Genomic DNA, 14,091 nt, shown 5'->3' with positions numbered 1-14,091 from the left:
CCTCGCCGGGCGAAGAGCAGGTGCGGCCGAGTGCGATGGGTGAGTGAAGAAGTGTGTCAGTCGTTCAGAGCGATGCCGTGTCCGGTGGGAGCAGCGCGCCCGCCGTCAGGCCGGCGGTCAGGAGGCCCGTGTACTCCCGAGCCAGGTCGGCGGCCCGGCGGGCGGCGGCGCGCAGTTCACTGACGCGGCGGAAAGCCTCGCCGTAGCGGCGTTGCTCCTCCAGGGGCAGCAGCGGTACGCGCAGCCGGCCGGGTTGGAGGTGGACGGTGGTGCTGCCGGTGGATGCCCCGGTGATGTTGTCGTGCGCGCCGACGAAGCCCACGAGGAACCAGGGATCCAATCGTGTCGGGTCGGGGCGCAGAAGGTGCAGGTCGTGCCCGAGCAGCACGCCGATGTCCTGTTCGTCGGCCAGTCGGGCCATGCTCCCGTCGCCCCCCGTGAACATGCGCACCAGAACGTCACCCTCAGTGATAACCGGTGACGACTTCAAGGGCATGCTGTCGAGGAAGGTGCCGGAGGCGGGCACGCCACCGGCGATGTCAGTGCCGTAAAGAACCAACCGTCCGGCGTTCTCGGCCCTCCATTGCGCGCCCTCGGTCTTCCCCCGGGTGGCGGCTGTTGCCCGCAGGAGTTCCAGGGCGCCGCCGCGGGCAAGGTCGGAGACGGTAGCCGTGCGCCACTGCCGTGGGGAGCCGCCGGTGGGCTGCCACGTGCCCTGGGCGGCCTGGGCAAGGAGGCCGGCCTGCTCGGTCAGCTGCTTGCGGTAGTCGTCGGCTTGCCGTGCCACCTGGACCGGGTTGATGTCGACGGGCAGGGCGCGGACCTGGCGGGCCGGGGTGAGGTCGACGACGTCGTCGAGGAGGTCCAGGACGGAGACGACCCGGGCGATGCCGGGCTCGTCGGAGAAAGAGTCCGGGGCGGCGCGGAAGGCCGCCCAGTGGTTCAGCACGGTGCCGGTCAGCTCGCCCCAGTTGAGGGCGTCACGGCGTCGGCGCGCCCCTGGCAGGCCAAGTGTGCTCCCAGCCCGGTTGCGAGGCCTGTCCAGTTGCCGCTCACCGCCGGCGTCCACGAACAGCACCGAGGTGTGGTTCGGACCGTCCGGCTCCGGGGCCTGAAGGATCCACAGCTGGAGCCCGATGTGCAGGGGCGCGGCCGCGCCGGACGGCAGGGCCGCGACAGCGCGCAGGGCGCCGCTGCGCACCAGTTCGGCACGCACGCGGCGGCCCGAGGCGCGGGCGGCGGTGGCGGGGGGCAGCAGCATCACCGCATATCCGCCGGGACGCAGGTGGGCCAGGGCGTGCTGGATCCAGGCGAGTTCGGACTCCATGCGTGGCGGGACGCCGTAGGCCCAGCGAGGGTCGTAGGCCAGCTCGTCGTGGCCCCAGTCGCGGTCGCCGTAGGGCGGGTTGCACACCACCGCGTCGACCGGGGGCTGCGGAAAGGCGTCGTGGCGCAGGCTGTCGCCGGCCTGTACGGCCACCACCGCATCGGGAGTGGCCAGCAGCAGGCGTACCGCGCTGCGCTGAGCCTGTACCGGCAGGGCGTCCTGGCCGTACAGCTCGCGGGCGCCGTGGCGTGCGGCGGCTGCCAGCAGGGTGCCGCTGCCGCACGCGGGGTCCAGGACACGGGCCGTGTCCGCGGGCAGCAGGCGTGCCATGAGGTCGGCGAGGGGGGCGGGGGTCTGGTAGGTGCCGGTGGAGGCGCTGTCCTCCAGTTCCCGCTCGGCGAGTACGTCGAGGGCGGCCTGGGCGCCCTCCTCCCGTACGCAGTGGATCAGTGCCCGCACGATGGCCGCGTCGGCTGCCGTGAAGGGGGCGGCCTCGGTCTGCGGAACTGTGCCGGCGAGGTCGGCGACGGCGGCGTCCGCGCGTGCGGCGAGGTCGGCGTCCGGCAGGTCGGCCAGCGCGGTCAGCTCGTGTGGGGAGCGGCGGGAGGTGGCCAGGACCAGGGGGAGCAGTGGCGTGGCCGGGCCTGAGGGGTGCAGGCGCAGCAGGGTGCGCAGCTCCTCGGCGGGGGCGGCGGCGGAGGTCTGGCCGCGGGAGCGCAGCCAGGCACGCACGGTTTCCAGGTCGTAGAGCGGGCTGGCCTCGGTGCCGCCGGCTGGTGCCGGGAAGTCGTTGTGCCGACGGCGCCAGTTGCTGACGGTGGCGCGTGTGACTCCCGCGATGCGGGAGATCTCCGCGGCTGTCACCTGGGCTGACGACTGGGGCATGACCTGTTCTCACCTCTCGTCGGGAACAACGGACACAGTACACCTCTGACTAAATCTGTAAACAGGTTTGACCGCGCTTTCACTGTCATGCTTACCTGTAGACGCTTCCGGTCGGCCGCGGTCGGCGGGAGCATTCCCGAGGGCTGGCCGCCGAGGCCCGCCCCCAAACGGCAGAAGAAGCCTCACGAGTGGAGAGACCTGCTTGATCGAGACGGGCGAGCCCGAACCGACCGTGTACCACCGCCACCGGGCGCAGCTGCTGAAGCGCGATGCCGAGGACAACTTCCGGGCCCTGCTGGTCCAGATCCGCCACATCACCGGCACGTCCTACGAGACCACCCTCTACGACCACCAGCAGGCGTTCCGCCTCCTGTGGCACCACCTGGAGCGCAGCGGCCACCTGCGCCGCGCCCGCCGCGATGCCCACGCCCGCCTCACCGCCGGTCACACCACGCCCGACGAACGCGCCGACTGGAGCTGTTCCTCACCGTCTACGGCCAGGTCCACCCGCCGACCGCCACCGGCGCCTGACCCCTACGCCCCACCCGGCGGGCGTCACGCACCGCCCGCCCTCTCTCCCCTGCCCTCCGAGGGCCACCTGCTCGGAAAGGAAGTCATCCATGACCATCACCGTCGACTCCTCGCGCCTCTCCCTGGTACGTGAGGAGTCCACCTACCTGGCAATCCGCACCAGCCAGGGCGGCCGGACCGTCTACACGACGCGAATCCCGCTCGCCGACCTCTCGGTCGTCCTCACCATCCCCGACCCGGCCAAGCCGGACCCGGACAACCGCAAGGTGGACATCGCCCACGCCAAGGGCTTCGGCCAGTACCTCGCCGACAACCCCGGCTGGGTGGCCCCGGCCCTCCTCATCCGCGACACCGGCAGCTGCCGCTTCGAGCCGATCAGCGAAGACGGCTCGGTCGGCTACCTCACCGTCCCGTGGGCCATCGGCGGCATCGGACGCCTGATCACGATCGACGGCCAGCACCGCATCCTTGGCGTCCACCTGGAGAAGAAGCGCATCACGGACGAGGTCTCCCGCATCGACCGGGAGATCCTCCGCGCCAACGAGGCCAAGAAGGCCAAGCTGGAGCAGGACCGTCAGGCTCTGATCGGCCGGATGCAGCGACTCAAGGACGAGTTCGTCGGCATCGACATCTACGTGGAGCCCGACGGCGTCAAGGGCCAGCAGATGTTCGTCGACGTCGCGGACAACGCCAAGGGCATCTCCGGTGCCGTCCGGGCCCGCTTCGACACCTCGCGCATCGCCAACCGCACGCTCAGCGACATCGTCACCCACCCCCTCTTCCTGGGCAAGATCGACATCGAGCGGGACCGGATGACCCTGGCCAACCGCAACCTGATGGGTGCCAAGCACGTCGCCGACATCACGCGGGCCGTCATCGCCGGTCCCGGTGGCCGCGTCAGCAAGAAGGTCGAGTCGCTGACCGACAACGAGGTCATCGAGAGCGTCCGCGGCTTCCTGGATGTCATCTCCATCGCCTTCACCGCGCTCGCGGAGATCACCGAGGAGGACGTGGACAACTACGACCCCTCGCTCTCCGACAAGAAGAGGAACGAGCCGCCGGCGCCCCCCACCAAGGCCATGCGGCTGCGCGAGTCCTCGCTCCTGGGCTCGGTGGGCATGCTCCGCGTCCTGGGCGGCGTCTACCGCAACCTGCGGGAGGCCGGGGCCGAGGACGGTGACATCCAGGAGTTCTTCAAGCGGCTGGACCGCCACATGACGGCCCCGGTCACCGAGGACAGCATCTGGCGTACCACGGACGCGAACCAGGACTTCGAGCCGAACGCCTCCGCCCCGATCATGCGTCAGCAGAACGTCGTGCACCTGACCAAGGTGATCACGGACTGGTACAAGAAGGGCCCGGCCGCCATCTGACCCACCAGCAACGCCGGCCTCCACATCTGGCGGATTCCAGGGGTCATTGCGTGATGCGCCTGACCCACACGACCAAGCTCGGCGGGCGTCACGCGCGCCCGCCCCCTCTCCCGCTGCTCCGTTGCATAGACAAGGAGGTAACAACTTTCATGGGTCGTCGTTCTCCCCTCGCCCACGCGCCTCGCCCCGCCACGTCCACTCGCCGCCAGGTGTGCGTGAACCACAGGGTCAAGGCCGCCGCCGGGCCGATCGTGCTGGCCACGGACGCCTCGGTCGGCCCCGACCGGGTGGCCTCCGGCTACCTCGCCACCACCGGCCACACCGGTCTGCGCGCTCACCTCTACCCGAAGTACCTCGTGCACCCTCGCTCCCGCGTGGTCGTCACCGAACTGCGCGCCGTGTACTGGGGTCTCAAGGCGGTCCTCCACACGCACCCCGGCCAGCCCATCGAGGTCCGCGTGGACAACCTGCAGGCGCTGCGGCACCTGCACAGCTGGCAGCGGGGCGGGACGGACATACCCGAGGGCTACGACACCCACCTGCGTTCCCAGGACCGCCAGCCCAGCCTGGTCAAGCTGCAGTTGCTCACCGAGTACACCCCTCACTTGACCTTCGTCCACGAGAAGGCCCACGCCGGTCACCCACTCAACGAGGCCGCCGACTCCCTGGCCAAGCTTGGCCTGCGCTGCGCGCGCGGCGCCGTCTCGCCCACCGAACTCCCGCGCCTGGTCCCGCTCTGGGCTACAGGCGCCCTCGCCGCCTGGGCCGCCTGACGCACATCCCAGCTTCACAAGTCACACGCACCCGCAAGGTGCATCTACATCCCCTGGGGGGACCATGAGCCAGCAGCAGTACCCGCAGCAGCCCCAGCCCGGTTGGGGCGGCCCGCAGCAGCAGGGCTACGGCGTTCCGCCGTTCCAGCCGCAGCCGCCGAAGAAGTCGAAGGCAGGGAAGATCGTCGGATTTGGCTGCCTCGGCGTCGTCGCCTTCTTCGTTCTGATCGGCATCGTCGCCGCGGCCGGCGGTGGAAGCGGCGACTCCACCGACACCGGCGCCAAGGACAAGGCCGTCGCCGCCAGCCGCACGCCGGAGTCCGACAAGGCCGAGGCGACGCCCGCGCAGAAGACGAAGACGCAGGCGGAGCAGTTCAAGGCCTGCGTCGCCAAGTCCGGTACGACCACGGAAAAGAAGGCCGTCCAGCACGTGACGAAGGTGACCGGCGCGGACAAGCGGAAGGACATCCTGGACTCGGCTGAGGTCTACACCGACTTCACTGGCGGGCTTATGAGCGACAACCAGGGGGACGCGAAGCTCATCGCTTCCGCGTTCACGTCCTGCTACGAGTCCAAGAACGGGCTCGTCAGCGTCTACGGCCAGGATGGCGACCTCATCGCCAACGCCAACTACTGATCTCTTCGACCAAGGCCCGCCGACCCGTGACGGTGGGCCTTGGTTCGTTCAACCGTGCACGCCGCGTACCGACTTCACACACTCTGGGGGACACGATGCGCCGCATCACCAATACCGTGCTACTCGCCGCTGCCGTGCTCGCTTCGCTTGCTGCCTGTGGCAGATACTGTCACGTTGGCCGACTGGGTGGGATGATCTTCGGGTTGATCATGTTGGGAGGGGTTCGCTCGTGGACAGCGCGCCGCCGTCGTACAAAGGGCACCGGTACTCGGTCGAGATCATCTCCCACTGTGTGTGGCTGTACCACCGCTTCCCGCTGTCGTACCGCGAGGTCGAGGAGCTGATGCTCGCCCGCGGCGTGACCGTCTCCTATGAGACGGTCCGGCGGTGGTGCGCCAAGTTCGGGCAGGCCTACGCCAACGCTCTGCGCCGCCGGCAGCCCCGGCCGGGGGACACATGGCACCTGGACGAGGTCTTCATCAAGATCAACGGCGAGTTGACGTACCTGTGGCGGGCTGTCGACCAAGACGGGATGGTGCTGGACATTCTCGTCCAGGGCCGACGGGACAAAGCCGCAGCCTGGCGCTTCTTCCGCCGCCTGCTGAAGACGACCCGTACGGTGCCGCGGGTGATCGTTACGGACAAGCTGCGCTCCTACGGCGCGGCGCACCGCGAGGTCATGCCCTCCGTCGAGCACCGCTCGCACAAGGGCCTGAACAACCGGGCCGAGAACAGTCATCAGCCCACCCGGCAGCGCGAGCGCGCGATGAAGGGCTTCCGCTCCACCGGCGGAGCCCAGCGGTTCCTGGCCGCGTTCAGCGGCATCTCGCCTCACTTCAGGCCCCGCCGTCATCTGATGACCGCAATCGACTACCGAGCCGAGATGACCATCCGCTTCGCGATCTGGGACCAGATCACCAGCGCAGCCGACCGACCCACCACGACCTGAACGCAGGCCCGGATCGCGGGCCCCACCATGCCACGACACACCGTCAGGCACCTGCAAACCAACAACGTGACAGCACCTCTTCATGAGGTGCAACGGATCGGGAGGGGAAACAATGAACCACGCGGGGGACGAGCCCGAAGAGTCTCGACTTCAGAAGGCTGTCGAGATGATCGCCATCACACCGGAGGCGGCCACTGAGCTCGTGGGCGGGTACCGTGCGACCTTCGAGGCCAAGTTCAAGCGGGAGCCCGAGAGCGTGGAGGACAAGCGCCGGATCGCGGCCAAGATAATTGGCCGGTACTCCAAACTTTCGGCAGTCACCGGGGCGGTCACCGCAGCCCCGAGCTTGATTCCAGGGGTCGGGACGGCGGTCGCAGTCCTGGGCGGCGGTGTCACCGACATCGCCGCGGCCCTCAAGCTCCAGATCGACATGTGCATGTGCCTGGTTGAGGTGTACGAGACCGAGCTGAGCAATGAGGACAAGAAGCACCTCGCCTTCGTGCTCGCGTTGGCGGGTTCGGTAGAACAGATGGCGTCGAAGGGTGGCAAGGCAGCGGTCCTGAAGATCGCCGAGAAGTTGGTCTACCAGTACCTGAAAGGGCCCGCCCTGGTCACAATCAAGCAGTTGTTCAAGCGGGTGTCCATCACCTTCACCCAGAAGGCGATGGCCAAGGCGATACCCGCCGGCGTAGGTGTCGCTTTCAGTAGCTCGACCAACTACGTCCTGACGACGGTGGTGGGCAGGGTCGCCGTCGCCGTCCTGGCCAAAGACGTGAAGTAGCAACGTCGCATCGGATCCGGTACCGCCGACCCAGTTGCCGGACCGGTACTCCGGTCGCGCTTCGTGATCCGACAAGGCGGCAGGTTTCGTGGGGGCGTCGGCGTATATGTGAGGCCACCTGTTGATCATGGTGTTGAGGAACGCAACGAGGAAAGCTGCGTGAGCGCCGACCGTCAGCCACGTGTGCAGCCCGACCACCCCCTCGAAGACGTGGGTGCCCAGCCACCTGTACGACTGGGCACCGGCAAGACGGTCCGGGCGGAGTACGTCCTGCCGCCGCGCCCGAGCCCTGTCGCATCGCGACCGCTGGACGGCGGATCGACACACCGGCCACACTTGACCCCTGACCGTGACCGTTCTTCACGCACACCGGGGGCAAGGTGCCGCAGGAGGCGATCTCCGACCGTTACGAACTCCTGGAAGAGCTCAGCCACGGAGGCATGGGCGACGTGTGGCGCGGCTACGACGCCGTGCTCGACCGGCCCCTCGCCGTGAAACTCATCCGGCAGGCCTCGGTCACTTCCCCGCAGCTGGCCGAGGAGTTCGCCAAACGCTTCCGCCGCGAGGCCCGCATCACCGCGCGCATCCAGCACCCCGGCGTGCCGCAGGTGTACGACGCGGTGCTCGACGCGTCATACGAGCGGCTGTTCCTGGTGATGGAGCTCGTCGACGGGCACTGTCACGTTGACTGACCGGGTGGGATGATCTTCTGGTTGGTCATGCTGGGAGGGGTCGTCCGTGGACAGTGCGCCGCCGTCGTACAAGGGGCACCGGTACCCGGTCGAGATCATCTCCCACTGCGTGTGGCTGTACTTCCGCTTCCCGCTGTCCTACCGCGAGGTGGAGGAGCTGATGCTCCAGCGCGGCGTGCTCGTCTCCCACGAGACCGTCCGCCGCTGGTGCGCCAAGTTCGGGCAGGCCTACGCCAACGGCCTGCGCCGCCGGCGTGTGCGGCCGGGCGACAAGTGGCACCTGGACGAGGTCTTCCTCAAGATCAACGGAGAGCAGAAGTACCTGTGGCGAGCCGTCGACCAGGACGGCACCGTGCTCGACATCCTCGTACAGAACCGGCGGGACACCGCTGCGGCCAGGCGGTTCTTCCGTCGGCTCCTCAAGGGAATCGGGGCCGTGCCGAGAGTGGTCGTCACCGACAAGCTCCGCTCCTACGGCGCGGCCCACCGCGAGGTGATGCCCTCCGTCGAGCACCGTTCCCACAAGGGCCTGAACAACCGGGCGGAGAACAGCCACCAGCCCACCCGGCAGCGTGAACGCGCGATGAAGGGCTTCCGCTCGGTCGGCGGGGCGCAGCGGTTCCTGTCCGCGTTCAGCGGTATCTCACCCCACTTCCGACCCCGCCGCCACCTGATGACCGCCCCCGAATACCGCACCGAGTTGACCATCCGCTTCGCGAGCTGGGACCAGGCCACCGGCGCCGCCAGCCAGCCCGCCGAAGCCTGAGCACCAGCCCGGAACCCCGGCCCCACCACGCCCCGACGCATCGTCAGAGACCCACGCAGCCAACAACGTGACAGCGCCGTTTTGCCGGTTCGATCACGGTCGACGGAAACGATCACCCGAAACCAAGAGCACTACCCCGCGCAGACCCTAACGACCGACGTGCGGTCTTCGGCACTCCGCGCGTCACCGGGAACGGAAACCGGCCGCGGCCTTGGCGCGGCGGCCGAGGTAGAGCACGATCAGACCGCACAGCGCGGACGGGATCGCGAGGGTGAGGAACAGCTGCTGATGGCTCCACCCCGCAGCGAGCAGGGCACCGACCAGGAGGGGGCCGACGATGCCTCCGACGCGACCGATGCCGAGCGCCCAGCCGACACCGGTGGAGCGGACTTCCTCGGGGTAGTAGACCGCGGCGAGGGCGATGACGCTCTTCTGACCGCCGCTGACCGAGCAGCCCATCAAGAAGATCGCGACCAGCACCACCCAGACCGGAGCGCCGAGGGCGATGCTCATCAGGGTCAGGAAGCCGCAGCCGACGAGATAGAGCGTGCCGAGGGCACCGAAGGAGCCGATCCGGTCCATGGCCGGGCCGATGACGAAGGCGATCACGATGCCGCCGACGGTGGTCATCGAGGCGGCCGTGGCCAGGGTCGCGGCGGAGTAGCCGCGCTCGCTGAGGATGGTCGGCATCCAGCTCTGCAGGCCGTAGAACATCGCCAGGTTGATCGCGAAGACCAGCCACAGCAGCACGGTGCCGAGCAACTGACCGCCCGAGACGAGTTGCCGCAGCTTGACCCGCTTGCCGGGGTCGGCGCTCTCGGCCTCGATCTGCGGTGCGTTCACCTGCGGCAGGGCGGGGTCGATCCGGCGGCACAGTGCGTACGCCGCGGAGGTCTGGCCACGGCGGAGCAGGTGGGAGATCGATTCCGGGAGCTGCCACAGCAGCACGAGGACCAGAGCGAGCGGGGCCACTGCCCCGGCCACGAAGACCGCCCGCCAGCCGTAGGCGGGGATCAGCCAGTCGGCGGCGTAGTTGGCGGCCACGAAGCCGAGCGAGAAGCCGCAGTAGATGGCCAGCACCAGGCTGGCGCGGACGCGCTTGGGGCTGTACTCCGCGGTCAGCGCGATCGTACTGGGCGTCGCTGCGCCCAGCCCGATGCCGGTTATGAACCGCATCGCCAGCAGCTGCTCGGGACTCTGTACCCACACCGAGGCGAGGGTGGACAGTGAGAAGATCAGCACGCCGACGATGACGAGGCGCTTGTGGCCGAACTTGTCGGAGAGCGGGGCGACAAGCAGGTAGCCGATCATCAGGCCGACCAGGGCCGCAGAGAAAATGGAGCCCATCGTGCTCTTGGTCAGGCCCCAGTCCTCGGTGATGGCCGGGGCCATGTAGTTGATCGCCTGGGTGTCGAAGCCGTCGAGGAACATCACCAGGCCGCACAGCAGTACCGTGCCGAGCTGGAATCTGTTGGGTCGTCGACTGTCGATGAACCCGGGGAGACGCAGCGGCGCGGCCGCTGCGGTGGTGTCAGTCATGGAGTAACTCCACTGGGAGAGGGAGCCGGCTGAGGCGTTCCTCAGACGGCGGCCGGAGCACCGGCGGCCGAGACGAACGCATCGGCGTGGAACCGTTCCGGGTCCACGCCGCGCTCGCGCGCCAACGCATCGGCTGCAGACTTGGTCATGGCTTCGCTGCCACAGGCATAGATCTGGTGGGTGCCCAGATCGGTGTGGTCGGCGATGAGCACGTCCTGGACGTGCCCGGTCGCACCTTCCCAGCCCGGGTGGGGGCGGGAGAGGACCGGAGTGAACCGCAGCCAGGGGTAGCGCTTGGTCCAGGTCTCGACGACGTCGAGCAGATAGAGGTCGTCGAGGGTGCGGGCGCCCCAGTACAGGTGGATGGGGCGGGTGAGCCGGCGGGCGGCGTGGTCGAGGATGATCGACCGCATCGGGGCGAACCCGGTTCCGGTGGCCAGCAGGATGATCGGCTCCTCGGCGTCGTCCTCCACGAAGAACTCGCCGAACGGCGCCTCGATCTCCACGGTGTCGTGGAATTCCAGCTGCTGCAGGATCCTGGCCGAGAACACACCGCCCGGCTCATGCCGGACATGCAGCTGAGCCAGGTCGTTGTGCTGCGGTGAGTTCGCCAGCGAGTACGACCGGGTGTCGCCGTCGTCAAGGATGATGTTGAGGAACTGCCCTGCCCTGAAGGGCGTGCGTCGCCCGATGGGATAGCGCAGATCGAGGATCGTCACGCCTGGCGCAACCCGGTGCCTCCGGTGGACGGTCGTGGTCAGTCGCTTGCGGACCGGCGGGGTACGCTGCTCGACCCGCTTCGGCACGATCTCCACATCGCTCTTCGGACGGGCATGGCACAGCCGCACCTCGGCCGGGCCGCATACCTCGCCGCGGCCGGGCACATCGAATGTGCCCGCGACCAGGCTGCCCACGCAGGTATCGCAGACGCCCTTGCGGCACGAGTACGGGATCGCCCAGCCGGCCGTCTCGGCGGCGTCGAGGACGTTCTGCTCCGGACCGCAGTCGAAGGCGATCTCGGAGTCCTTGACGCTGACGGTGAATGTCATTTCAGAGCTCCCGGGCGGTCGGGGCGAGCAGGCGCAGCGCGGCCAGCACCGCGCTGGGGTCGGCGACCCCGCGGCCGGCGATGTCGAAGGCGGGGCCGTGGCCCACGCTGGAGAAGGGTGCGCCGGCGCCGATGGTGACCGCGGCAGCGGTCCGGCCGACCAGCGTCTTGATCGGGATGTGCCCCTGGTCGTGGTACATCGCCAGGTAGGCGTCGTAGTCACGTTCGCCGCCGAGCAGGATGTCGGCGCCGGTCGGGCCCTCCGCCCGCAGCCCGCGCTCACGCAGGGCCGCGACCGCCGGCTCGGTGATCTCCTGGTCGTTGGTGCCGAACAGGCCGCCTTCCCCGGCGTGCGGGTTGATTCCGAAGACACCGATCCGCGGGGTCGGGATCCCCATGGCGACCAGGGCGGAGTGCAGCGCGAGCCCGGCTTCGGTGACGAGTTCGGTGGTGAGCCGCGCCAGCGCGTCGGCGAGCGGCTCGTGCAGCGTCACGTGCGCGATGCGTACGCCGCCGCCGACGAGCATTAGGAAGACCCGGTCGACCGGGGTGCCGGTGAGTTCGGCGATCAAAGGCGGGTATCCGGCGAAGCTGATGCCGGCCTGGTGCACTGCGGTCTCAGAGTGCGGGCAGGCGACCACGCCGGCGTAGCTACCGTCCATGGCGAGCTGGACGGCCCGCTTGGCGTAGGCAATGGTGGCGGCACCAGCTGCGGCGGTTACCTGTCCGATCTGTAGGTCAGCGGGATCCAGGGCGCCGGCGTCGACGATGTCGCACACCCCGGCCTCGGCCGTCGCACCGGGAACGGCGTCGCGCAGCGTGAGACCGGCCTGCCTCGCGGGTCCTTCGAGCGCGAGGCGGTCACCGACGAGGACCGGCGCTGCAGCACCCGACTCGGCGACCGCTTTGGCGGCGATCTCCGGGCCGATCCCGTTCGGGTCGCCGATGGTGAGAAGCAGGCGGCTCACAGCGGCAGCACCAGCAAGGTGTCGATGCGGGAGCTGTCGCAGACCACGATCCGCTTGTTGAGTAGCGTCCTTCCGTTGGTGAAGACGTACTCGTCGAGGTAACGGCCGCTGGCGAAGATGTCGGTGGGGCCGTTGCCGGTGATCCGTACGACCAGGAAGGAGGTCTCGCTGGTCGCGCCGGTTTCGCTCTCCTCGACGATCGCCGGCTGACCGAGCAGGTGCCGGTAGGCGTGCGGCTCGTAGATGTTGGCTTCCTTGAGCGCAGAGATTCGGTCTTTGAGCATCGCCTTGTTGTCAGCCCAGATGACACCGGCGGGCAGCCCACGGCGGTGGTTGTCCGCGGTGGTCACCTTGTAGAAGGCGTTGTCGGTGAAGTGCTCGGGCCAGTCCTCGATCGGGCCGTCGTCGATGGCGCGGACGTAGCTGCCCTGCGCCCGGCTGATCCGGGTGAACGCGTCCGTCACTTGCCTGCTCCTTCGGTCTCGCCGATGTTGAAGCCCATCGCCTCGCGGTAGACCTTCCAGAAGCCGCGGATCGAAGCCTCGGTCACCCGGCTCTCGCTGGAGATTGCCTGGTCGCCACCCATCTGCAGGGTCGCGAACTCGCTGCTGGCACCGGCGATGCCGCGCTGGACGAAGCCGCCGATGGCACCGTCCTCCATCGAGACGTAGCCCGCTGGCCCGACCAGGTTGGACTGCTTCATCCGGGTCAGCTGCTGCTCTTCGGTGTCGTCTTCGAACCCGAGGTAGGTCCAGTTGAGGCTGGTGGTGTCGACCCCGGTCGGCAGAACCTGGCGCACCGCGACGGAGTTCTGGATCTGCTGCAGGACGAATCCCGGGGAGACGGAGAGGATCTGCAGGGTGATGTCGTCGCCGACCTCGCTGAAGCTGTCGACCAGGGAGGGGTCCTCGAGCTGGTACTCCGAGTCGGAGCGGATGTTCTGGTCCTTGTATGTCGACGCCGCCTTGGCCTCGGCTTCGCGGTTGATTGCCGACCAGCTGACGTGGTGGCCGCCGTTCTCCGAGACGATGATGCCGCCCTTCTGGTTCAGCTTGTTGAGCCCGAAGGTGGTGAAGAACAGGTGCAGGATGCTCGCGTGGTAGGAGTCCTTGACGTTCTCCATGTAGAGCTTCCAGTTGTTGGGCAGCTCCTGGGTGAAACGCCCTAGTACGACCGGCTTGCGGCCGCCGAGCACGCGCTCGATCCGATCGAGGATCTCCTGACCGAGGTACTCCTCGATCTCGGGTACGTCGTTGTCGAGGCTGCCGAAGATCAGACCGTGCACGTTGGCCAGCCGCAGTCGGCGTGGGCTGTGCGCGGCCTTGCAGAAGTCCTTGCCCATGCCGCCCTTGCCGTTGATGCCTTCCTCGAAGGCGACCCCGGTGAGGTCGCCCTGGAGGTTGTAGGTCCAGGCGTGGTAGACGCAGGTGAAGTCCCTGGCGTGCCCGTAGTGCTCCATCGCGATCAGTGCACCGCGGTGGGCGCAGCGGTTCTCGAAGGCGTAGATCTCACCGTCGTGGTCGCGGGTCACCAGCACCGGCTGCTCACCGATGAAGGTGGCGCAGAAGTCACCGGGCTCGGCCAGCTCCGCCTCCAGGCAGAGGTAGCTCCAGAACGGCCCGTGGAAGATGTTCTTCTGCTCGGCCTGATAGACCTCCTCCTCCTGGAACACCCAGTACGGCACCTCGGTCAGCGACCGGGGCCAGCTGCGCGCCGCCATCGCGGTCGCCGCCCCGTTTCCCTCTGGCATGGATCCTCCTCCACCACGCGGCGCTTGACGCTCGACTGTTGCGTTCGGATAGCGCACACATGTATGTTTTAC

13 protein-coding genes and 1 pseudogene are annotated in these 14,091 nt (G+C 68.4%); 8 read left to right on the top strand and 6 right to left on the bottom strand.

Annotated features, from left to right (window positions below; translation table 11 throughout):
* Positions 1 to 64: 64 nt before the first annotated feature.
* A complete protein-coding gene (locus tag WJ438_RS40080) occupies positions 65 to 2,212 on the bottom strand; it encodes an N-6 DNA methylase (protein ID WP_406729472.1) in 2,148 nt (715 codons plus the stop codon).
* A gap of 202 nt (positions 2,213 to 2,414) precedes the next feature.
* On the opposite strand from WJ438_RS40080, the gene WJ438_RS40075 reads away from it, so the two are divergent.
* From WJ438_RS40075 to WJ438_RS40040, 8 genes and pseudogenes are all read left to right on the top strand, one after another.
* Positions 2,415 to 2,876, top strand: a complete 462-nt coding sequence (locus WJ438_RS40075) for a hypothetical protein (protein WP_406729471.1) — start codon at positions 2,415 to 2,417, stop codon at positions 2,874 to 2,876.
* The gene (locus WJ438_RS40070; RefSeq protein ID WP_406729470.1) at positions 2,833 to 4,116 is read left to right on the top strand and encodes a DNA sulfur modification protein DndB; all 1,284 of its coding nucleotides are present in this window, start codon (positions 2,833 to 2,835) and stop codon (positions 4,114 to 4,116) included. The genes WJ438_RS40075 and WJ438_RS40070 overlap by 44 nt, the downstream gene beginning before the upstream one ends.
* A 215-nt stretch (positions 4,117 to 4,331) precedes the next feature.
* A complete protein-coding gene (locus WJ438_RS40065) occupies positions 4,332 to 4,889 on the top strand; it encodes an RNase H family protein (protein ID WP_406729469.1) in 558 nt (185 codons plus the stop codon).
* Positions 4,890 to 4,953: 64 nt separating this feature from the next.
* Complete coding sequence (locus WJ438_RS40060) at positions 4,954 to 5,526, top strand: hypothetical protein (protein ID WP_406729468.1); 573 nt, start codon at positions 4,954 to 4,956, stop codon at positions 5,524 to 5,526.
* Between the two features lie 229 nt (positions 5,527 to 5,755).
* Positions 5,756 to 6,475 (top strand): IS6 family transposase, encoded by a 720-nt coding sequence (locus WJ438_RS40055; protein ID WP_406729467.1) that lies wholly within the window; start codon positions 5,756 to 5,758, stop codon positions 6,473 to 6,475.
* Positions 6,476 to 6,587: 112 nt separating this feature from the next.
* Positions 6,588 to 7,256: a hypothetical protein gene (locus WJ438_RS40050; protein ID WP_406729466.1), complete on the top strand. Its 669-nt coding sequence runs from the start codon at positions 6,588 to 6,590 to the stop codon at positions 7,254 to 7,256.
* A gap of 380 nt (positions 7,257 to 7,636) precedes the next feature.
* A pseudogene (locus WJ438_RS40045) lies at positions 7,637 to 7,930 on the top strand (serine/threonine protein kinase); the annotation flags it as partial.
* A 64-nt stretch (positions 7,931 to 7,994) separates the two neighbouring features.
* Positions 7,995 to 8,714 carry an IS6 family transposase gene (locus WJ438_RS40040; RefSeq protein WP_406729465.1) on the top strand — a complete coding sequence of 240 codons (720 nt, stop codon included), beginning with the start codon at positions 7,995 to 7,997 and terminating at the stop codon, positions 8,712 to 8,714.
* 183 nt (positions 8,715 to 8,897) lie between these two features.
* Here WJ438_RS40040 and WJ438_RS40035 read toward each other — a convergent pair whose 3' ends face one another.
* The 5 genes from WJ438_RS40035 to WJ438_RS40015 are packed head-to-tail and all read right to left on the bottom strand — an operon-like array spanning position 8,898 to position 14,019.
* Positions 8,898 to 10,253 carry an MFS transporter gene (locus WJ438_RS40035; RefSeq protein WP_406729464.1) on the bottom strand — a complete coding sequence of 452 codons (1,356 nt, stop codon included), beginning with the start codon at positions 10,251 to 10,253 and terminating at the stop codon, positions 8,898 to 8,900.
* 41 nt (positions 10,254 to 10,294) lie between these two features.
* Entirely contained in the window at positions 10,295 to 11,302 is a 1,008-nt protein-coding gene (locus WJ438_RS40030; protein ID WP_406729463.1) for an FAD-binding oxidoreductase, read from the bottom strand.
* Between the two features lies 1 nt (position 11,303).
* Positions 11,304 to 12,269 carry a PdxA family protein gene (locus WJ438_RS40025; RefSeq protein ID WP_406729462.1) on the bottom strand — a complete coding sequence of 322 codons (966 nt, stop codon included), beginning with the start codon at positions 12,267 to 12,269 and terminating at the stop codon, positions 11,304 to 11,306.
* Complete coding sequence (locus WJ438_RS40020; protein ID WP_406729461.1) at positions 12,266 to 12,733, bottom strand: aromatic-ring-hydroxylating dioxygenase subunit beta; 468 nt, start codon at positions 12,731 to 12,733, stop codon at positions 12,266 to 12,268. The genes WJ438_RS40025 and WJ438_RS40020 overlap by 4 nt, the downstream gene beginning before the upstream one ends.
* The gene (locus tag WJ438_RS40015; protein WP_406729460.1) at positions 12,730 to 14,019 is read right to left on the bottom strand and encodes an aromatic ring-hydroxylating dioxygenase subunit alpha; all 1,290 of its coding nucleotides are present in this window, start codon (positions 14,017 to 14,019) and stop codon (positions 12,730 to 12,732) included. The genes WJ438_RS40020 and WJ438_RS40015 overlap by 4 nt, the downstream gene beginning before the upstream one ends.
* Between the last annotated feature and the right edge of the window lie 72 nt (positions 14,020 to 14,091).

Origin of the sequence: Streptomyces sp. GD-15H (genome assembly GCF_045291515.1) — a bacterium.
Taxonomy (GTDB): Bacteria; Actinomycetota; Actinomycetes; order Streptomycetales; family Streptomycetaceae; genus Streptomyces.
Note: the sequence above shows the minus strand (reverse complement) of the source record. Positions and strands in the feature narration are given on the sequence as shown.